We start from the raw sequence: 22,413 nt of genomic DNA, 5'->3' as shown, positions 1-22,413 counted from the left end.
TAAATATTTAAAAAAATGGAAATTCTAAAAAATTATATCGATGGTGTCTGGACTCCAAGCACCTCCAAAGAAACAAAGGACATTGTAAACCCGGCCACGCAAGAGGTCCTGGCAAAGGTGCCTTACGGTAAGGGAACCCAAAAGGATGTTGATCTGGCTGTTGAGGCAGCCTCAAAAGCTTATAAGGAATGGAGCAAAGTTCCTGTGTTGAAAAGGGTTCAGGTGCTATATCGCTTAAAAACACTCATGGAGGATAATACCGAGGTACTTGCAGAGATTATTACCAAGGAGTCCGGCAAAACCTACGGGGAATCTGTTGGGGAAATTCAACGCGCTATAGAAAATATTGAAGTGGCATGCGGAACGCCAATGCTTATGGCAGGCGATGTTATTGAAGATATTGCTACGGGAATAGACGAGATGATGATAAGGCAACCTTTAGGTGTGGCAGCATGTATAACTCCGTTCAACTTTCCAAGTATGATCGTTTTCTGGTTCTTGCCCTATGCAATTGCAACGGGTAACGCTTTTGTAGTAAAACCTTCCGAGAAAGTGCCCTTGACCATGATGAAGATTTTTGAGTTTATTGATCAATTGGATATTCCAAAGGGTCTTGTAAGCCTGGTACATGGAGGCAAGGATTCAGTAGATGCTATTTTGGAACATCCTGCCATTAAAGCAGTGAGTTTTGTAGGAAGTACTCCGGTAGCCAGATATATCTATTCCAAGGGTACGGCCAACGGTAAACGGGTTCAGGCCCAAGGGGGAGCCAAAAATCCAGTGGTGGTACTGCCCGATGCAGATATAGAAATGTCTGCCAGAATAATAGCGGACTCCGTTTATGGTTGTGCAGGACAAAGATGTTTGGCGGCTTCCACAATTATTACTGTAGATGATCAAAAAAGACAGATTAAAGATGCCCTTTATGAAACCGTTAAATCCAGAACTACAGGTTATGGTCTGGACAGGGAGATAAATATGGGGCCGGTAATTACTCCCGAAAGTAAGACGAGAATCACAGGATTGATCCAAAAAGGAATTGATGAAGGGGCAAAAGTGCTTTTGGACGGACGAAATGCTTCCATTTCAGGATATGAGAAAGGAAACTTCCTGAACCCTACAATTTTGGAGAACGTGGCTTTGGATAAGGAACTTATTAGAACAGAGATATTTGGTCCCGTCATGAGTTTGATATCCATGAAGAATATAGATGATGCCCTGAAATTTGTAAATGGAGGGAATTATGGTAACATGGCCTGTTTATTTACCGGTAGCGGTGCCAATGCCAGAAGGTTTAGAAATGAAGCCGACGCTGGAAATATTGGTATTAATATAGGGGTTGCTGCACCAATGGCCCAATTTCCGTTTAGTGGTTGGAAAGATAGCTTTTTTGGAGATTTGCACGGACAAGGCAAGCATGCCATAGAATTCTTTACACAGACCAAGGTAATAATAGAAAGATGGCCGAACATTTGGTCAAGAAAATTTTAATAGGAAAAGGGAATGATGAAAATTGCTAATGCTCCTTGTTCTTGGGGCGCCTTGGAATTTGACCTGGAAGAAAAATCCGAAGAGATAGGCTTTGAACAGGTATTGGATGAAATAAAGGAAACTGGATATATAGGTACCGAACTGGGCGATTGGGGATACATGCCCACTACACCCAACCTATTAAAAGCAGAATTGGATAAAAGACACTTGGATCTGCTGGGAGCTTTCGTTCCTGTGGCTTTGGCCCAAGTGGACAATCATGACAAGGGTGTTGCTTCTGCCTTAAAAGTGGCTGAGCTTATGTTCAATGCCGGTTATAAAAATTCTTTTATTGTATTGGCCGATGATAACGGATCTGTTCCGGAACGTACCAAAAATGCAGGGAGAATTAAACCCGCTATGGGGCTTACAGAAGAACAATGGAAAGTTTATGCTACTGGAGCTGAAAAGATTGCAAGGGCTGTGAAGGATGCCTATGGCATAAGAACAGTGTTCCACCATCATTGTGCGGGTTATGTAGAAACCCCTGAGGAAATAGACAAGCTTATGACTTTGACCGATCCAGAATTACTGGGCTTGTGTTTGGATATGGGTCATTACGCTTTTGGCGGCGGAGACCCGGTAAGTGCCTTAAAAAAGTACGGAAAAAGAATATGGCATGTCCATTTCAAGGATTATAGTCCCGAGGCCGCCCAAGCTTCACGAGCAGAAAATGGGGATTACTTCGATGCTATTAAAAGAGGGGTGTTTTGTGAACTGGGAAAAGGATCTGTAGATTTTCAAGCCATTGTAAAATTATTGGAAGAAATGAAATACAACGATTGGATCGTCGTGGAACAGGATATTTTACCCGGCATGGGAAACCCAAAAATATGTGCACAGGCCAATAGGGATTATATAAAATCCTTGGGGCTTTAGATAATTAAATTTTCAGGAAACGATCATTAAGAAATATAAAACGATGACAAAAGTTAAATTCGCCGTAGCAGGATTGGGAAGGATTGGAAAGATTCATTTGGAAAACTTGCTTCAGATGGAACATGTGGAAGTGGTTGCCGTAATGGACCCAATGGAAGAATGTCGACAATATGCAAAGGCAAAGGGCATACCCCATATCACAAGTACTTATAAGGAATTGTTGGCTGTTGCCCCCTTCGATTCCGTTGTAATTTGTTCCCCAACGGATACCCATGCCGATTATGTTGAAATGGCGGCGAAAGCAGGTATCCATGTTTTTTGTGAAAAACCTTTGGATCTATCCATGAAAAGGGTCGTTGAGGTCTTAAAAGTGGTAAAGGAGACTAACATTAAGTTGATGTTAGGTTTTAACCGTAGGTTCGATAAAGAGTTTAGAAAGGTTCATGAACTAGTAAAAGAGGGTGCCGTGGGAGAGCCCCACTTGGTAAAAATTACAAGTCGAGATCCGGGTGCGCCACCTGTAAGCTATATTGAAAAATCAGGAGGTCTCTTTCTGGATATGACCATTCACGATTTTGACATGGCCCGCTTTGTGGTAGGCAAGGAAGTAGAGGAGGTATATGCCAAGGGAGCTGTTTTGGTAGATGCCGCGATCGGTAAGGCTGGGGATATAGACACTGCAGTTGTTACCCTGACCTATACGGACGGTACTATGGCGGTTATAGACAACAGCAGGGAGGCCGCATATGGATACGACCAAAGAATTGAGGTATTTGGATCTAAGGGAATGGCACAGGCTGACAATAATTATGAAAACTCGCATCGCCTTTATACAAATAAGGGAATCCATGGGGCACTTCCCCTGCACTTCTTCCTGGAGAGATATGCTGAAGCGTATAAAACGGAAATGGCCAGCTATGTGAAGAGTTTAAAAAATGGCGAATCCGTCCCTGTGGATGGGAATGATGGATTGATGTCTCTTCAAATTGGACTGGCTGCCATAAAATCATTAAAGGAAAAAAGACCAGTGAAAATTTCCGAAATAAGCAATTAGATTCCTCAAAATTATGAAGACCCAAAATCAAGATCAATTTAGGATTTAAGGAAACCCAATCTTTGGTAAGATTATAATAATTTGTTAAATTGGGAGGATATTAAAATATCTACCCACTTATATTCTGCAATTTGAGGGCGTAGTGTTGGATGTTTTATATGAAATTTAACGGAAGTTAAATTATTACACTTAATATATGATGATAGACTGAATAGAAAGGCGATGAGGAAAAATTAGTTGAATCCATGAGCCATATACCATTGTAAAAAATACTCTTGCCATGGTAGGTGAAAGGATTTAACCTAGAATTTAAATCCATTGATAAGTTGAAAAAGAGTCAACCTAATGTCAACAATGAGTTTTTTCTTTCCCTATTGGAAAAGGGAGAGAAATGTGCATTTGAGACCTTGTTTAGGCTTTATTACTCCAAACTTGTTCAAATTGCCAAGGGATATTTAATTTACCACCAGGAGGCAGAAAGTATTGTCCAGAATGTATTTTTAAAAATTTGGGAAAATAAAGGGGCACTTAAGGAAGTGACCAATATTAATAGTTACTTATATACTATGACCAAGAATTCATGCTTGGACCAATTAAAGCATGAAAACGTTAAAAGGAATTTCTTAGATCAACGTTTTCGGATCAAGTCTGAAATTCAATATCAATTCATCCAGGATGAAGCGGCCTCCCTTTTACTGGAAAATGAATTGGAAAGCAAAATTATGCAGAGCATAGAATTGTTGCCGGAAAAGTGTAAAAGTATTTTCAAAAAAAGTAGATTCGAGGGCTTAAAACATAGTGAAATAGCCTCGCAGATGGGCATTTCACATAAGACCGTTGACAACCATATTGCAAGTGCCCTAAAGCATATGAAGCTTCATTTACGTGAGTTTATCACAATTTCCCAATAAATTTTTGACTTAGCACTAGGTGTAAATCTTTTTTGAATCGTCTTAATACTATACTTTGGATGATGATGGATAAAAAAATTTCCAAATACCTTAGAGGTACTGCTACTTCCTCAGAAGAAGAGGAGGTTGAGTTTTGGATTACTTCCTCTGATCAAAATGCCAAGAAATTCTATTCTTTTAAAGCCAAATATATTGCTTCCACTTTGGATGAAACGGAGGTAGATTTGGATTCTTTTTACCATACCCATATCAGTTCCACAAATTCTAATTCCAAAAATAAAGGTCGCGTTATCTTTACTATTTTGAAATCTGCTGCTATTTTGGCAATTCTTGTAGGGGTAACTTTTATTTTTAAAGACAATATTAATGATTCGAGTTCGGCGCCAATAATTTCCGAAGATGCCATTACCCTGCAATTGAGCGATGGAACCGTCGAGGTTATTTCGGAAGACGGGACGGCCAAAGTAGTGGATTCCGAAGGAAATGTGTTAGGGGCACAACAAGGGTCTCAATTGGTCTATAAGACCAACGATACTTCAAAAGAAAAGTTAATCTATAATACCCTTACAGTTCCATATGGTAAAAGGTTTGATATTGTATTGTCCGATGGAACCCAAGTAATTCTGAACTCAGGAACATCCCTTAGGTATCCAGTACAATTTTTAAATGGGGATAATAGACAGGTTTTCCTAAATGGTGAGGCTTTCTTCAATGTGACCAAGGACAAATTACATCCCTTTATCGTAAATGCGGATGAACTTAGCATAAGGGTGTTAGGTACCAAATTTAATTTATCCTCCTATCCTGAGGATCAATTTGTAAATACAACATTGGTCGAGGGCTCCGTTTCGGTTTATGATAGTCAAGAGAATTATGATTCTAAAAATTCCTCTTTATTAAAACCGGGTTATAAGGCGGAATGGAATAAGCACAATAAACAAATTTCCGTTGGAGAGGCAGATATAGCAATGCATACCGATTGGTTGAATGGAAAAATTATATTGAGACATGTGCCCTTTAAGAACATAGTCAAAAAATTGGAGCGACATTATAATGTGGAGATTACCAACAATAATCTAAACTTGGACGAAGAATTGTTTACGGCCAGTTTTGATATTGAAACCATTGATCAAGTTTTTAGAACGTTCAATGAGACTTACGAAATGGATTATAAGATCAACAACAGACAAATAATTATTAACTAACAAACCACAACGGCCAATGAATTAAACTTTCATCAATATAAAGAAATCACAGAATTAGCTTAAACGCTTAAGTTATTATAATGAAGGCACAAAGCCAAAAAAAAAATCGGAAAGTGCGGCAACACTTCCCGATAGTACGTGATTAAATTAATTAACCACTAACACACTACAAAAATATGAAAAACCTAATTAAGCCGGGGAGGGAATCCCGTTTTCGGCTACAATATGAGTTGAAAATGAAACTTTCTACAATAGTTCTCTTAATTGTTTCGCTTTTTCAAATTCATGCAAACGAAACTTATGGTCAAAAGACCAAAATTACAATGAATCTTGAAAATGTAAGTCTCGAAAATGTCTTGGACAAAATAGAGTCACTTACAGAATTCAAATTCATGTACAACGATAAGGAGGTAGATTATAAGAAAATTGTCTCTGTAAGTGCAGAAAAAGAATTGGTAACTACGATTTTGGAAAGACTTTTTTCCAAATTGGATATTACCTACGAAGTATTGGACAAGCAGATAGTTCTTAAGCCGGAAAAAAATGTTCCTTCCCAAAACAAGGATGTTGTAAAAAAGGTTGAGGTTTATCAACAGTTTGCTGTAAATGGGACTATAGTTGACAGTGAAGGGAATCTTTTGCCTGGGGCAAACGTCTTGGAAAAAGGAACTACAAACGGCACCCAGTCGGACTTTGATGGAAATTTTACAATCAGTGTAAATAGTCAGAATGCCATTCTTGTTATCTCCTATATTGGATATACAACCAAGGAAGTTTCGGTAAATGGGCAGGCAAATGTCTCCATAACTTTGGAAGAGAGTGCCACTGGCTTAAGTGAAGTGGTAGTAACCGCCTTAGGAATTAAGAGGGAAAAGAAATCCCTGGGATACGCATCACAGGAGCTGGATGCCGATCAGGTATCCTCTTCCAAGGAACCTAATCTTTTAAATGGTATATCCGGGAAAGTTGCTGGATTGCAGATTACGAACAGTCCTTCTGGATTGGGTGGTTCTGCCAGAGTATCCATACGAGGTGATGCCTCATTGAACATTAATGGGAACTCTCCATTGTTTATTGTAGATGGAACCCCTATAAGTAATTCAATAGTTGGGTCTAGCGGCTCTGGTACCCAAGATGTGGATTACGGTAATGGAGCTTCGGAAATAAACCCTGAAAACATTGAATCCATCAACGTACTTAAAGGACCTGCAGCAGCGGCACTATACGGTGCTAGGGCTGCAAACGGTGCAATCATTATAACTACCAAGAAAGGGAATACCAAAAAAGGACAATTAGGAGTTTCCATCAATTCTGGTATTACTATGGAAAGTGTTCTGTTATTACCGGATTGGCAAAATGAATATGGCCAAGGTAACAACCAGCAGTTTGCTTTTGTAGATGGTAGTGGAAGCGGTATTGCGGACGGTGTTGATGAAAGTTGGGGTCCAAGATTGGATACCGGATTAATGATCCCACAATTTGATTCACCTAGAGCCGACGGGACAAGAGGGGGAGACTACTTGGTGAGCAATTCGCCAATAACTCCCACACCATGGGTTTCCATGCCTGATAATACACTGGACTTCTTCAATACGGGCTATACGAAGACCAATAGCATTGCCATTTCAAAATCTGGAGACTTGGGAAACATTAGATTTTCCTACCAAAATTTGGATCAGGAAGGAATTGTACCCAATACCGATCTTACGAGAAATACTTTTAACTTAAGTACAGGGCTTAACCTGACCGATAAATTAACCATTAACACCAATATTAATTACATTAAGGCGGATAGTGGTAACAGACCCTCTTTGAGTTATGGTACCGAAAGTATAATGTATCTGTTTATTTGGTATGGTAGGCAACTGAATACCAATAGTATGCGCGATTATTGGATGCCAGGAAGGGAAGGCTTACAGCAGTTTAATTATAACTATAATTATCATGACAACCCTTTCTTTAATGTATATGAGAATACAAATTCACAAAATAAGGATAGGGTATATGGAAATGTCAGCGCTAATTATGCCATAAACGATAATTGGAATTTAATGGTAAGGACAGGTAGGGATTTCTACCGCGATTTAAGGACCAAGAAAAGAGCGTTTAGTACCCAACGTTTCCCATTAGGCTACTATAGGGAGGATAATGTGTTTTTTGAGGAGTCCAATACAGACTTCCTTTTATCCTATGATAAAACGTTCAACGAAAAATGGAACGTAAATATATCTGGAGGTGGAAACCAATTTCGCCAAAGGCAGGATTATACCCAAACGGTGGCCCCACAATTGATCAACCCAGGGATATATTCTTTTAATAACACAAGAAAACCATTGGAGGTGAACACAAACAATCAACAGAAGAGAATCAATAGCCTCTACGGTTTTGCCAGGTTTGCTTATGATAATTTACTTTTCTTGGATATTACTGGCAGAAACGATTGGTCCAGTACTCTGCCTACGGATAACAATTCCTATTTTTATCCTTCTGCTACCTTGAGCGCCATTGCAAGTGATATGTTTGAAATGCCGGAATTTGTGTCCTTTGCAAAATTAAGGGCCGCTTATGCCGAGGTTGGAAATGATACAGATCCTTATAAGTTGTCTAGTTTTTTCACCAATGAAACACCGTTCGGGGATAATCCTATTCTAACGGAATCTTCATTGATTCCCAATGCCGTTTTGAAACCTGAGATTACATCCTCTTATGAAATTGGGGCCGATATTCGTTTGTTTCAAAGTAGGCTTAATTTGGATGCCACTTATTACGACGGTAGAACCAAAAACCAAATTATCCCGATAAGTACTGATATTTCCAGCGGATATACCAGTAAATTGATCAATGCCGGTGAAGTAAGGAATTATGGTTTTGAGGCAATCTTAAATGTTGTTCCGGTAAGAACCGAGAGTTTTAGTTGGAACACCATGTTCAACTATTCCCGCAATAGAAGCGAGGTTACAGATTTGGGAGGTATAGATTATACCCTTACCGAAAGGAACAGTGTCTTCATACAGGCTAGGGAAGGCGGTTCTATAAGTGCTATTTACGGTAGAGGGTTTCAACGTGTTGAAGATCCAAACAGTGAATACTTTGGTCAAAAAATAGTTAATTCCAATGGTATTCCAATTAGAACGGATGGTTTGGTGTACCAAGGTGATTATGCACCCGATTATACGCTCGGAATCCTGAATAGTTTTAAATATAAGTCTTTGGATTTAGGTTTTATGTTCGATATAAGGCAGGGTGGAATTGTAGTGTCCAGAACCAAAACTATAGGTTCCACTTCTGGGCAATTAAAGGAAACCTTAGTAGGTAGGGAAACAGGTATAGTGGCAGAAGGGGTAGTGGAAACTTCCCCTGGAGTATATACACCAAACACAACTAATGTGGATGTAAGGACATACAACAACCGTTATTATGAACGGGATAACGTAGAGGCTGCCAAGTACGATGCTTCCTATACCAAATTGCGTGAAGTTTCTATGGGCTACACCTTACCGGCCAGAATTATTGATAAACTGCCAATAAGCAAGGCAAGATTATCACTGACTGGTAGAAATTTGGTGCTTTGGACGGATAACCCGCATTTTGATCCGGAAACGGTGGCCGTTGCCGGCGGTACTTTACAGCCGGGGATAGAAAATATGTCTTATCCCAGCACTAAAACATACACGCTAAATTTACAAATCGATTTTTAATTGCATAAAAGATGAAAAACATACATATTTCAAAACAGGGTTTCTTCATGTTGTTTCTTTTGGCGGCTTTTATGGGTTGTACGGAAGACTTCGAAGAAATAAATAAAAACCCGAATTTTCCTGAGCAAGCTTCTTCGGAATTGCTTTTGCCAGGAGTTTTAAGGCAAATGGCCTACAATTGGGGGAATCAAGGATGGGAAGAAGGTTTTACTGTAGTTCAGTATGGGGCCCGACTTCAGTTTACTTCTGGTGACAGATACAATTGGTCGCCTACAAGCGACCCTTATAATTCCAGCTACGATGGTTTAAGGGATATTGAGAATATTATTCGCGATAACAAAGAAAATCCCGATCGTCAAAATTATTATGGTGTTGGACTGATCGTAAAATCATGGATTTATTCCTATTTAACGGATGCTTATGGTGATGTTCCTTACACAGACGCTATAAAAGGGATTACTGATGATAACATTACGCCCGAATTTACACCGCAACAGGAAATTTACGACGGTATTTTGGCCGACTTAAAAACTGCCAACGCGGCCTTGACGGGCGCAGGTAATATATCGGGTGATATATTGTACGGTGGCGATGTACTTAAATGGAGGAAATTTGCCAATTCGCTCCGACTTCGTTTGTTGATGAGAATCAGTGATGTGGATAATTCAAAGGCCGTTGCGGGAATGGCGGAGATAATGGGTGACTTAACCACTTATCCTATATTTGACAGCAACGCGGATGCCGCATTGTTACAATGGAATCCTGATAACCCCCAACCCAAATATGATACCCGTTCAGGAAGTTTTGATGAGGTTAGATTAAGTCTTACATTGGAAACTAGACTTAAGGCTCTCAACGACAGAAGACTTATCGTATTTGCACAACCCACTTCCAATTCAGGAAAGGGAATATATTCCGATAATTTGGATGATTATGTGGGCATGCCAAATGGCTTGGATGATGAGGCCGCCTTAAGTTATAGTCCATCAGGAAACCCAAATGAAGTGGGGTCCAATTTTATTTCTAGAATTGGTATTCTTCTGGCATGTAGGGCGTGTAATGTTGAACTGGCTTCGGCAACCGCATCACAGACCATTATAATGGATTATTCCGAACTTCAATTTATCTTGGCAGAAGCTAGGGAAAGAAATTTCATTACTATAGGCGATGCGGCAACTTACTATGAAAATGGAATTAGAGCCTCATTTTCGTATTATTTGGATAGAATCAACGCTGGTGGATGGAATGAGATTGCGGCTGATCTACAAGCTTTTGATCTGGACGGTTATATTGCACAGACTACGGTGGCCTACTCAGGTACAGCCGGGGAAAAGTTGGAGAAAATAGCCTTGCAAAAATGGATATCCTTATTTTATACTGGTTTTGAGGCATGGTCCGACTGGAGGCGCACCGGAATGCCTGAAGTCATTCCCGGTGAGGATGCAGGCAATGATAAATTGGTGCCGGTAAGGTTTCAATATCCAAACGAGGTAAAATCAACCAATAATGCCAACTATCAACAAGCAGTTACCAGAATGGGTGGTGACGATTTAAATACCAGACTGTGGTGGGATGTTGCCAGTAATAATTAAATGGACAATTAAGTAAAATTTATTATGAATCTTTTAGACCATAGGGATTCTTTCCCTATGGTCTTTTTCTTGAGAATATTGATCCGCATTGAAATTTTTGGGGTGATGCTTTTCCTATTTCATAGTAAATTAGTTACCAACTAAGTAATTTATAAATAACCTAAACCAAGATTAATTGATATGAGCAAAGGCGTGAAGTACAAGAAAATGGACAAATCCTATTTTGAATCCAGGGAACTTAAACGCCATGCAGGTGTTTGGTCCTTATGGGCCTTAGGGGTGGGTGCCGTGATATCGGGACATTTTTCTGGATGGAACTTGGGACTGGCTTCAGGAGGATGGGGTGGTATGTTCGTTGCTACTTGTATTGTAGCTATCATGTATGTTGGGCTTACCCAGAGCGTTGCAGAAATGTCTCCTGCCCTGCCACATACCGGTGGCGCTTATTCTTTTGCCAGATCGGCCATGGGACCTTGGGGCGGATTCTTTACAGGACTGGTGGAAAACCTGGAATTTATTCTTACACCGGCCGTTATTGTGTTTTTTCTTAGTAATTATATGCAGGGAATTTTTGAAACATCACCGGAATTGTTGCCCCTTTGGTGGTTCGGATTCTATACGATCTTTACTTTGTTGAACATAGTAGGAGTGGAACTCTCTTTTAGATTTACTGTAGCACTTACTTTATTGGCTTTGGGCTGTTTGGGTATATTTTGGGTATCCTCTATCGGAAGTGCCGATTTTACTACCTATGCGTTGGATATTAAGGCAGGTGCCGATGGTACTGCTGAACATTTGCCTGGCGGAGGAGGTTCATTATTCCCTTTGGGCTGGGAAGGAGCCCTCAAAGCCATGCCCTTTGCAGTATGGTTGTTTTTGGCCATTGAACAATTGCCATTGGCGGCAGAAGAATCAGTGGATCCCAAAAAGGATATGCCAAAGGGATTGACCTATGGAATCATTACGCTGATTATTTCGGCTTTTTTAATCCTTTGGCTTAATGCTTCAATACCTTTGGGTTCTTTTGCCCTTTCTCAATCCGGGGAACCTTTATTGGACGGATTTAAAGTATTGTACGGTGATCATATTGCCAAACTTTTGGCCTTAGTGGCTTCCATTGGTCTTTTGGCATCATTCCATACTATTATCTTCGCTTTTGGGAGACAAATTTATTCCCTATCCAGGGCAGGTTATTTTCCAGTATTGCTGTCCCTTACCCATAGCAAAAGAAAAACACCTTATACCGCTTTGATTTTGGGATCTGTTATAGGTTTTTTGGTTTTGATGGTCACCAAATTTTTGGCCGGAAATGAAAGTGAGGTCTTTATTGGAGGGGCTTTATTGAACATCGCTGTTTTTAGTGCCATGTTATCCTATATTCTACAATGCGGTTCTTTTTTGTTATTGCGAAAAAACAAGCCTGATCTAGAAAGGCCTTATGTTAGCCCTTTTGGGAAGTTTGGTGCTTGGACCACTATTTTATTGGCAAGTGTAATTATATATTTTCAGCTACAGGATCAATCCTATAGGACTGCTGTCTTTATATCCATAGGCTATTTAATAATAGGTTTGGCATACTTTGCACTTAAGGGTAGGCACCGATTGATCCTCTCCCCTGAGGAAGAATTTGCTTTGGAGCACGAAACGAAAAAAGCACTTGTAAAAAACTAGATTTTATACGTGGAGGTGGACATTAATCAATATTTTTATAGAAGATCCCCTTGTTGGCTTGCATATATGTATTGAAAACTTGGATTAGCAACATTTGGGATAGTACCAATACCGCTGTGTCTTAAAACCGCACTTTAGATTAAGAATTGAAAAATCAACCAAAAAGTGGTCAAATGAAACCTTACATTGCATTAGGAGGGTTATTGGGCCAATACAAACAACAAAAATTAACCGATGAAATGAGCATAAACAAAATTAATTTTTTGCATACCAACCGAAATAATTAAAATTCTGCCTGCCGGAAGGCAGGTTTATGGGAAAGCGTAGCGATTGATTTACACAAAATTTTTTTATCGTGTTCATTTTCAGATTAATAAAAATTTTTAAATAGATGAAAAAGGAAGAACCAAAAATAACACCGGAATCGGTTAAAAAATATATTAGCGAACATCAGATTGAAAATATAAAGTTGGCTGTGGTTGATGTTGATGGCGTACTCCGTGGGAAATATGTGAATTCTAAAAAGTTCCTTTCGGCTTTGGACAAGGGATTCGGATTTTGCAGTGTAATCTTTGGCTGGGACTCCAATGATGTTTTATATAAGAATGATTCCTTTACCGGTTGGGCTGATGGTTTTACGGATGCCAATGCCACAATAGACGCGTCGAGTATGAGGGTGTTGCCAACGGAAGATTATAAATCGGTCATATTTTTGGTTGATTTTTCCGAGAGTAAAGCGGCAAGTGTGTGCCCCAGATCTGTACTTCGTAAAACCTTGGATAGATTAGGGAATATTGGGTATACGGCAAGCTCATCCTTTGAGTTCGAATTTTTCTTGTTCAATGAGACCCCAAAATCCATTCGCGATAAAAATTACCATAATTTGGAACCTATGACACCGGGTAATTTTGGATATTCCATATTGCGAAGTTCTACCCATGCCAATTTTTACCATGAAATAATGAGTCTTGCCCAGGAGATGGGAATGCCTTTGGAAGGCCTGCACACAGAAACCGGGGCAGGGGTGCTCGAAGGAGCTCTTGAATATTCCGAGGCGCTAAGGGCAGCCGATAATGGGGCTTTGTTTAAAAACTTTGTAAAAGTATGGGCACAGCAGAACAGTTTAATGGCCTCTTTTATGGCCAAATGGTCTTCCAATTATCCAGGGCAATCCGGACATATCCATATTTCTTTACAAAAGAAGGATGGTTCATCTGCCTTTTATAATGAAAGCAAGGAACATGGAATGTCAGACGTTATGCGTTGGTTTATAGGGGGTCAGCAAAAGTTAATGCCCGAATTGCTCGCCATGGTGGCCTCTACCTGTAACAGCTATACCCGTCTTATTCCAGGTTTTTGGGCACCTACGGCTGCTTCTTGGGGTATGGACAATAGAACTTGTGCACTTAGGGCCATCCCGGGATCGGAAAAATCACAAAGAGTGGAGTATAGGGTTTCAGCGGCCGATATTAATCCATATTTGGCGCTGGCAGCCGCAATTGGTTCCGGAATATGGGGTATAGAGAATAAAATTGAACCAACCAAAGCTGTGGATGGTAATGCCTATGATGTAGATTTTCCTCAGGAACTTCAGTTGCCCAGGACCTTATCACATGCTGCTGAGAAATTTAAGAATTCAAAAATTGCACGAGACTTGTTTGGTGATATATTTGTGGATCATTATGCGTATACCCGACTATGGGAAGATCAACAACAACTTGGAGCCATAACAGACTGGCAATTAAAACGTTATTTTGAAATAATTTAAAAAATGATAAACACTATATCACCTATAGATGGCAGTATTTATTACACTGCCGAAGAACATGGCCCAAAGGATATTGAGCAGGCTTTAAGTTTGGCCGAAAGTGCTTTTCCATTGTGGTCCGATCTATCCATTGCTCAACGTGCAAAGTATATTACATCTTTTGTGGAGGCCATTGTTCAGGATAAGAATGACATTGCTCTCGAAATTACCTGGCAAATGGGTAGGCCCTTGGGTCAGTCCCCGGGCGAGATAAAAGGGTTTGCGGACCGTGCCCATTATATGATAGGTGCAGCGGAAGAGGCTTTAACCGATTATAAAGTAGAAGATAGTGCCAATCCGGATAAAAGATGGGTAGAACGTGTGCCCATTGGTGTTGTTAGTGTGTTAAGCCCTTGGAATTATCCTTTCTTGACCTCTGTAAATGCTATTGTTCCTGCTCTAATGGCAGGTAACGTGGTGATTTTAAAGCATTCTTTTCAGACACCTTTGGTAGCGGAACGATATGCCAAAGCAGCTGCGAAGGCCGGCTTGCCGAAGGGCGTTTTTCAAATACTGCACTTGAACCATAAAAATACGGCCCAATTAGTTTCCGATACCAGAATTGACGGGGTATACTTTACAGGTTCTGTACAGGGAGGAATAGCCGTTCAAAATTCTTTGCTGAACAAGTTTATTCCCTGTGGTTTGGAATTGGGAGGAAAGGATCCCGCCTATGTAATGGCCGATGCCAATTTGGAGAATAGTGTAGAAAATTTGGTGGACGGAGCATTTTTTAATAGTGGACAATCCTGCTGTGGTATTGAAAGAATTTATGTCCACGAATCTCTTTATGACAAGTTTATTGACGGATTTGTAGCGTTGACAAAGCAATACAAATTGGGAAATCCTTTGGATGCAGGGACCAATCTGGGACCAATGGTGAAGACTGATGCGGCTAATTACGTAAGAAAACAAATAGAACAGGCATTGGGTAAAGGAGCAAAGTCCTTGGTGCCGGAATCCCTGTTCGCGGCATCCAAAAGAGATACTCCCTATTTATCCCCTCATGTACTGGTGAATGTGGATCATACTATGGATGTAATGAGCGAGGAAAGTTTTGGACCGGTAGTTGGAATAATGAAGGTGAGGAACGATGAAGAAGCATTGCGATTGATGAATGATTCCCAATACGGACTTACCGCTTCCATTTGGGGCAATGATATGGATAGGGCTATGGATTTGGGAAGGAGAATTGAAACCGGTACAGTTTTCATGAACCGCTGTGATTATTTGGATCCTGCCTTGGCTTGGACTGGTGTTAAAAATTCGGGAAAGGGCGTTACCCTGTCAAAAATTGGCTACGACCATGTTACACGGGTGAAGTCGTTTAATTTTAGAAAAGGGAAATAAAATTTAGAAATCAATTTATTGAATTAAAAAATAAGAATTAATGCAATTAGCAAATACAAATTGGAATTATCCTACCACCATCTGGTTTGGAAATGGTAGAATAAATGAAATATCACAGGCATGCCAAAAATTGGGGATCAAGAACCCTTTATTTGTTACTGATGAAGGCCTGGTAAAATTGGATATAGTAGAAAAAACTATAAACATCTTAAAAAAGGAAGGGTTAAATTTTACGGTATACAGTGATGTGCAGGGGAATCCTACCGAAAAAAATGTTGTCGACGGAGTGGCCCATTATGTAAAAAATAAACATGATGGAGTTATAGCATTTGGTGGTGGTTCTGCGATTGATGCGGCCAAGACAATCGCATTTATGTCCGGACAGACCAGGTCGCTTTGGGATTTTGAAGATGTGGGCGACAATTGGAGTTATGCCGACCTAGCCGGAATTGCTCCCATTATAGCTGTCCCGACTACTGCTGGCACAGGGTCAGAGGTGGGTAGGGCATCGGTGATTTTGGATGAAAAATTGCACACCAAGAAAATCATTTTTCATCCTAAAATGTTACCGGCAATAGTGATATCCGATCCTGAATTGACTTTAGGCTTGCCACCTCATATCACTGCTTGGACAGGGGTGGATGCTATGGTGCATGCCATTGAAGCATATTGCGCTCCGGGATATCATCCAATGGCCGAAGGTATTGCTATTGAAGCCATCCGTATTATTGCCAAATATTTGCCGATTGCAGTAAAGGACGGAAAAAACCTGGAGGCTAGGGGACAAATGCTGGTAGCAGCTTCTATGGGGGCAACGGCCTTTCAAAAAGGATTAGGTTCCGTTCATTCAGTGGCCCATCAATTGGGAGCCATTTACAATAAACAACACGGTTTGTTAAATGCCATAATATTGCCATATGCCTTAAAACAGAATAAGGCAGCTATTGAGGATAGAATGGTGCATTTAAGCAAAGTCCTGGGACTGGAAAAGCATGGTACCGATGCTATTATAGATTATATAATCGGTCTGAGAAAAGAATTGAATATTCCACATACACTAAAAGATATCGACATTAATACTGATAACGCAAAGGAAATAGGGGAAATGGCTTTTAAAGATCCATCAACACCTTCCAACGCAAAACCTGTTAATGCAAAGGATTTGGAGCAACTTTTTAAAGCTGCTGTTTCTGGTGAAATAAAAGGACTGTAAGAGTGAAATTATTAATAGTAGAAGGCAATAACGAACAAACACGCCTGCAAAGAGGAGCCTTTGGGATAAAGCCTTATCATCTAATGTTTCAAGAAATGCTGAGGGGCTTGGTCCCAAAGGCTCAGACAAATTTTGCCTTTCCGGCTGATGGGGCAAGTGAATTGCCTACAGCTGAACAATTGGAAAAATATGATGGGGTATTGTGGACAGGCAGCTCCCTTAGTGTCCTTGATGATATCCCGGATGTTCAACAGCAATTAAATTTTGCCAATGAGGTTTTCAAGAGCGGTGTGCCGTTTTACGGAAGCTGTTGGGGAATGCAGATAGCTACGGTAGTAGCTGGGGGCAAGGTGGCACTTAGCAAGAACGGTTTGGAGTTTGGAATCTCCAAACCAATTGATCTCACTCCCTTGGGAAGGAAAAGTCCGTTAACTTCCCACCGTAAAAAGACCTATTCATCACTGTGTATTCATTATGATGAAGTTGCAAAAGTGCCCGAAAACGCCCTTATTTTAGCCGGTAATTCTCATTCCAAGGTACAGGCAATGACATTCGACTATAAAAAAGGTTCATTTTTTGGGGTTCAATACCATCCTGAATTTAGTACTTCGGACATGGCATTGATCGGTTCGTTTTTATCCGAAAAATTGGTCAACAGTGGTGCTTTTAAATCTTTGGAGGACGTTAAGGAATTCGCCTTGTCATTGAAGGAACAGAAAGGAATTCCAACCGAGATTTCCGATTACCAACTCCATACCCAAGAAATAATGGCGTGGTTGAGGTATATATCGGGAGAATAAAAGAACTAATCTATAAAGTATTAAGAGGATGGTTTTAACTTTGAAAACCATCCTCTTTGTTATTTTGGAACAATGGGGAATTTATATCACTATACTCCTTTTTTAGTTGTTTTTAAAAGCGTTGGGATTGGGGCTTTTTCCCATTTCAAATTCTAGGACATCACCATTCATTATTTGAGTATAAGTGATAAAAGGTTCATCCAATATCTTTCCGTCCAATTTCAGGGACTGAATGTACATATTCTCTTCGGAGAGGTTGTTGGCTTTTATCTTAAAGGATTTTGGCTCACCGTTCTTGCGTAGGCTAAGGGTGAATTCTGGAAATTGCGGAGCCCCAATGGCAAATATATCCGTTCCCGGAGTGACAGGGTAAAATCCCATAACGCCAAAAACATACCAAGCCGACATTTGTCCGCAATCATCGTTTCCGTTGATTCCTAGAGGATGATTTCTATAATTAATGGTTGAGGTGTGCTTACGGATAAGCTCTTGGGTTTTCCAAGGTTGCCCTGCATAGTTGAAAAGGTAGGCATAATGATGTCCGGGTTCATTATCATGACGGTAGTGCTGCCCATCAAAATTTTCATTTAATTTGGCGGCATACTTATCCCTTCCTCCAAAGAGTTCAATGCTTCCTTGTATATCGTGCATGGCCCCAAATAAATAGGTCCATCGTCCACCTTCCGTAAAACCTTCCTGTACGTTTTTGTCCCAATCCCCATTAAATAGACGGGCATTTAGGAAGCCGGTCTCCTTATTGTAAAGGTTTTTGTAGTTTTTGCTCCATCCCATTAATCTCTCATAGTCTTCCATTTTACCCATATCCTTGGCCATTTGGGCAATGCTATAGTCATCTATTCCAAATTCAATGGTCCTTGTAACTGATTCCCGAGTCTTATCGGCTGCCACATACCCTAAGGAATGATAGTAGGTGAGTCCGCCCCTTGCCTCGTATAAAGTACCTTCATCCCTGTCCCCCCATGGCTTTTCGGTGTCTCTATAAGGTGGGTGCATGGCATTTTTTCGAACAGCTTCATAAGCTAGATCTAGGTCGTAATCCCTAAAGCCTTTTACATAGGCATCCGCAATTACGGCGTCGGCGTGGGTCCCCGTCATGATGTTGGTATAGGTAGGATTTGGCCATTTTGGCAGCCACCCGCCCTCTTGGTACATTTGCAATAGGGATTGTATCATAGGGCTAACCCGTTCTGGATGTGTAAAATGCAGTAGGGGGTGTAGGGCCCTAAAAGTATCCCAAAGGGAGTAATCGTTATACGAAACCCCTTTATGGACCTTATCATCGAACGGACTGTAATAGCGACCGTACTCAGAAAATTCCCTAGGAAACAACATGGTGTGGAACAAGGCGGTATAGAATATACTTTTCTGATCTTCCGTAGCTCCATTTACTTTAATTCTAGAGAGATTTTCTTGCCAAATATCCCGGGTATTTTCCACTACTTTATTAAAATCCCAATCCGGTATTTCCTTGGATAAGTTTTCGCGGGCTTGTTCCAAGCTTATAAAGGAAGTTGCAATTTTTACTTTGACCTTTTCATTTTTTTCCGTTTTGAAACTTATGTATCCGCCCATTCTGGCACCGGTCTGCTCTCTGCCCATTTCTTTTATGTCGGGTTCCGTCCTAAAGGAATTCCAAGTTCCAAATCGCTCAAAGGATTTATCAAATTGAATTACGAAATAGCCTTTAAAGTTTTTGAGCTCCGGTCCCAAATGTGAAGACATCCGCTCAGGGTTGTAACCAGTAATTTCCCTTTTATTTTCATCTATATTGATATAGCCGTGAAACGATTTTTTATTTTCCGTTATATTAATACCTTGGATAACGATGTGGGATTCATCGGACTTTGGAAAGGTGAATTGAAATATACCACAGCGTGATGCAGCCGCTATTTCCCCTTTTATTTTTTGACTTTTATCACCCATGGAAACACTGTAGTAATTGGGTTTCGAAATTTCATCCTTATGGGTAAATGGCAGGGCCCTGTCTTTGGGAAGTAACTTTAATTTTCCAACTTGAGGCATTACGGAGACGTAGCCATAATCGCCCATCCACACCGTTGGCTGGTGAGTGGCCATAAAGCCTTGTATGGTATTGTCTTCATAGACATAGGGCATTTCACTGATCTTGTTTTCACGTGTCTGGGCCACAAAATTGGTCATCGCAAAAGGGGTTCCCACACAAGGCATGGTACCTCCACCATCCCTTCCATCGATAAAACCAGCTGACGGGGTTCCAATTAGTGGGTTCACATAATCAACTTCCAATTTGTTTTGGGCGGACAGCCCTGTCATCCCAAATAAAAATATCAGGAGCGTGCAGTGTAATTGCTTATTTGTTTTCATGTAAAGGTTTTTTTAAGGAAAAGATATTTCCTGAATTAAGGTCTAGTTGAAAATGGTCCGAGGGTGCCCCATTTAAAAATTTATCAAAAATGTTCATCAGTAGTAACATTTTTCTTTTAGAGGGGGAAGCATCGCCTTTGAAGGAAGGATTGTTTAAAAAGGAATCTATTATGAATTGATATTGATGTGATCTGTTGGCCCCGATGTCATCCATAGCCAACTCATCAGCGCTTCTTAGCCTATAAAGATCCATTAACAAATCATAGCCGGACCAATCGTCCAAGTCATTTACATTAATTTGTTGTTCCCATGTTTTGCCTTTATAGAGATTTAGGCTGTCCACTACTTTCTCTGGATTTTCTCTATAGTCTTGCACTACCTCATCCATGGTTAGGGAGGTATTTAATTGGGACAGCAGTATTAGCTCCTTGCCGGAAAGGCCCACAACAAAATCCTTGAATTCAACTGGCCATTCACTAGGGAGGAATCGAAGTCTCACCAGTTCTTTAAGATGCCATTCCATGAATTCCATATAGTTTTTGGAAGACAAAATGTCCTTATTCCAGATACTTCTTTCTTTCGTGAGTTCCAAAAAGCCAAATTCTTGATGGTATAGCTCAAAAAATTCCTTATATCTGGAGACGGTATCCATGACAACAGTTTCCACCTCAGCGAATCCCCCATGTTTAAGTGTCAGTATTTTATAGGCCGGTTTGTAGGCTGCGAGTGAAGGGGTCTGAATATTGAACAAGGTATTGCCTTCCACGGAAACTGCGACTCCGGTATCATTAATGTGCATATGGCCTCCCAGATGAAGTTTTAGACCTGCTTCAGCGAATAATTGTGCGACCTTTTTATCGGGAACCCTTTTTATTTGCATCTTGCTGCCAACCAGTAATTCTTCCATTTCCGGGGATGCTCCGTCATTGAATTCCACCATGGGATAATGACTAAAAGCAACAAGGGTCTTGCCCTGTTTTTTAGCATTATCAGCTACTTTACGTACCCAGTCCAAAAGGTATTTTTTATCCGTAAGTAGATTGTTTAGTCCTAGCCCAGTATTTGGATATTCAGGTTGGGCAATATCAACATTTAACTTCTTGTCTTGAATATAGGTATTGGCATCAAGCGCCAATAGCCATAATCCTTCTATGGGTTCAACTAAATAGCTTATATCATGCATTGGTAAATTATTCGAAGGAATTTGGTGGCTTCTATTTTCTAAATCGGCAGTTTTACGAGCCTTGTCATAGCTGTAGGATTCGAAGTTGTAATTTGAAAAAGGAGTTTCCCAGTAGAGGTACTCTTTTTTTGGAAAAAAGCCATAATCGCCCAAAAACCTTGTAATTTCTTCATATCCCAAATTTTGAAGATCGCTGGATATTACAACGGGATTTTCCATATCCATCTTGGAAGTGTACATGTTCGGTTGGGACATAATAGGTTGTGACTTTCCGCCTTCACCCAGAAAGTCGGTCTTGCCATCCTTATGGTTAAAGGGTTGAACCACATCATGGTTCCCCGTAATCAGGAAAAACTGAAGTCCATAAGTCTTTGTGTAATGGTCAAGAATATTTTTTAACCCCCTAATGTGTATGGGCTGGCCGTCATCGGAAAAATCACCAGGCAAAAGAACGTATTTTATTTCCCTACTTACCACATCATCCAGGGCGGACAAAAAGGCAAAATAATTTTCATTGAAGATGCGTGTGGAATGCAGTTGCGATTTCATGGTCCTTATAAAGGCATACTCCCCATTTAGCTTAATCTTTAGCCCCTTGTAATCATTATCCTTTAGCTCGCCATAAACATCGCTCAAATGTACGTCGGCTAGGACGGCCAATTTTATACCTTCCGGATTTTTGATTTTTTTTGTTGCGCAGGAAGACGCGATTATGAAACTTATCATAATCAGTAAAATGCGCAAATGTTGTTGGATAATCATAAATGAAAACAGGAGTGGGTGCTAATCAAAAAAACAATAAAATATTGATAATGGGAAAGATAGGGAAATATTAATTATGCAAAGGTTTGCATAAATGCCTATTTCAGAAAGTCCTGATTATAGGTATTATTGATATGGAAAAGCTTATATTTTGTTTTTAACTAGGTAATGTAATAGAGTTGCCATTAAATAGGCAGAAACTAAAAAGAGCCTTGCCAGTTCGACAAAGCTCTTTTACGAGAACACTATATGAAAATGAAAAAATTACTTTTCTATTATTACAATGTAAATGTAAGTTGTTGTAATCCGTTTGGAAAATTATTGTTGTGAAGTGGATTGATTTTGAGGTGTCCCCATAAAATTTTGATGTTTGGAGCATATTTCTTACTTCAAA

14 protein-coding genes are annotated in these 22,413 nt (G+C 40.2%); 12 read left to right on the top strand and 2 right to left on the bottom strand.

Annotated elements, in window-relative coordinates; translation table 11 throughout:
* Positions 1-15 precede the first annotated feature (15 nt).
* From H4O18_RS10135 to H4O18_RS10080, 12 genes are all read left to right on the top strand, one after another.
* Positions 16-1,491 (top strand): CoA-acylating methylmalonate-semialdehyde dehydrogenase, encoded by a 1,476-nt coding sequence (locus H4O18_RS10135; RefSeq protein ID WP_187584132.1) that lies wholly within the window; start codon positions 16-18, stop codon positions 1,489-1,491.
* Positions 1,492-1,503: 12 nt separating this feature from the next.
* Complete coding sequence (locus tag H4O18_RS10130) at positions 1,504-2,409, top strand: sugar phosphate isomerase/epimerase family protein (RefSeq protein WP_187584130.1); 906 nt, start codon at positions 1,504-1,506, stop codon at positions 2,407-2,409.
* Positions 2,410-2,452: 43 nt separating this feature from the next.
* A complete protein-coding gene (iolG, locus tag H4O18_RS10125; protein WP_187584128.1) occupies positions 2,453-3,463 on the top strand; it encodes an inositol 2-dehydrogenase in 1,011 nt (336 codons plus the stop codon).
* Positions 3,464-3,789: 326 nt separating this feature from the next.
* Positions 3,790-4,374, top strand: a complete 585-nt coding sequence (locus tag H4O18_RS10120; protein WP_246474187.1) for an RNA polymerase sigma-70 factor — start codon at positions 3,790-3,792, stop codon at positions 4,372-4,374.
* A gap of 59 nt (positions 4,375-4,433) precedes the next feature.
* Positions 4,434-5,579: a FecR family protein gene (locus tag H4O18_RS10115; protein WP_187584126.1), complete on the top strand. Its 1,146-nt coding sequence runs from the start codon at positions 4,434-4,436 to the stop codon at positions 5,577-5,579.
* Between the two features lie 176 nt (positions 5,580-5,755).
* Complete coding sequence (locus tag H4O18_RS10110) at positions 5,756-9,277, top strand: SusC/RagA family TonB-linked outer membrane protein (protein WP_246474185.1); 3,522 nt, start codon at positions 5,756-5,758, stop codon at positions 9,275-9,277.
* An 11-nt stretch (positions 9,278-9,288) separates the two neighbouring features.
* A complete protein-coding gene (locus H4O18_RS10105) occupies positions 9,289-10,869 on the top strand; it encodes a SusD/RagB family nutrient-binding outer membrane lipoprotein (RefSeq protein ID WP_222942386.1) in 1,581 nt (526 codons plus the stop codon).
* A gap of 180 nt (positions 10,870-11,049) precedes the next feature.
* Positions 11,050-12,540 (top strand): amino acid permease, encoded by a 1,491-nt coding sequence (locus H4O18_RS10100; RefSeq protein WP_187584124.1) that lies wholly within the window; start codon positions 11,050-11,052, stop codon positions 12,538-12,540.
* Positions 12,541-12,931: 391 nt separating this feature from the next.
* On the top strand, positions 12,932-14,308 hold the full coding sequence (locus H4O18_RS10095; RefSeq protein ID WP_187584122.1) for a glutamine synthetase family protein: 1,377 nt from the start codon (positions 12,932-12,934) through the stop codon (positions 14,306-14,308).
* A 3-nt stretch (positions 14,309-14,311) separates the two neighbouring features.
* A complete protein-coding gene (locus H4O18_RS10090; protein WP_187584120.1) occupies positions 14,312-15,697 on the top strand; it encodes an aldehyde dehydrogenase family protein in 1,386 nt (461 codons plus the stop codon).
* 40 nt (positions 15,698-15,737) lie between these two features.
* Positions 15,738-16,910, top strand: a complete 1,173-nt coding sequence (locus H4O18_RS10085; protein ID WP_187584118.1) for an iron-containing alcohol dehydrogenase — start codon at positions 15,738-15,740, stop codon at positions 16,908-16,910.
* A gap of 2 nt (positions 16,911-16,912) precedes the next feature.
* Positions 16,913-17,710: a glutamine amidotransferase-related protein gene (locus tag H4O18_RS10080; protein WP_187584116.1), complete on the top strand. Its 798-nt coding sequence runs from the start codon at positions 16,913-16,915 to the stop codon at positions 17,708-17,710.
* A 102-nt stretch (positions 17,711-17,812) separates the two neighbouring features.
* On the opposite strand, the gene H4O18_RS10075 is transcribed toward H4O18_RS10080, so the two are convergent.
* A complete protein-coding gene (locus tag H4O18_RS10075) occupies positions 17,813-20,074 on the bottom strand; it encodes a GH92 family glycosyl hydrolase (RefSeq protein WP_187584114.1) in 2,262 nt (753 codons plus the stop codon).
* Complete coding sequence (locus tag H4O18_RS10070) at positions 20,061-21,983, bottom strand: metallophosphoesterase family protein (protein ID WP_246474179.1); 1,923 nt, start codon at positions 21,981-21,983, stop codon at positions 20,061-20,063. The genes H4O18_RS10075 and H4O18_RS10070 overlap by 14 nt, the downstream gene beginning before the upstream one ends.
* Between the last annotated feature and the right edge of the window lie 430 nt (positions 21,984-22,413).

It is taken from the genome of Arenibacter arenosicollis, from assembly GCF_014397245.1.
GTDB classification, from domain to species: Bacteria; Bacteroidota; Bacteroidia; order Flavobacteriales; family Flavobacteriaceae; genus Arenibacter; species Arenibacter arenosicollis.
Note: the sequence above shows the minus strand (reverse complement) of the source record. Positions and strands in the feature narration are given on the sequence as shown.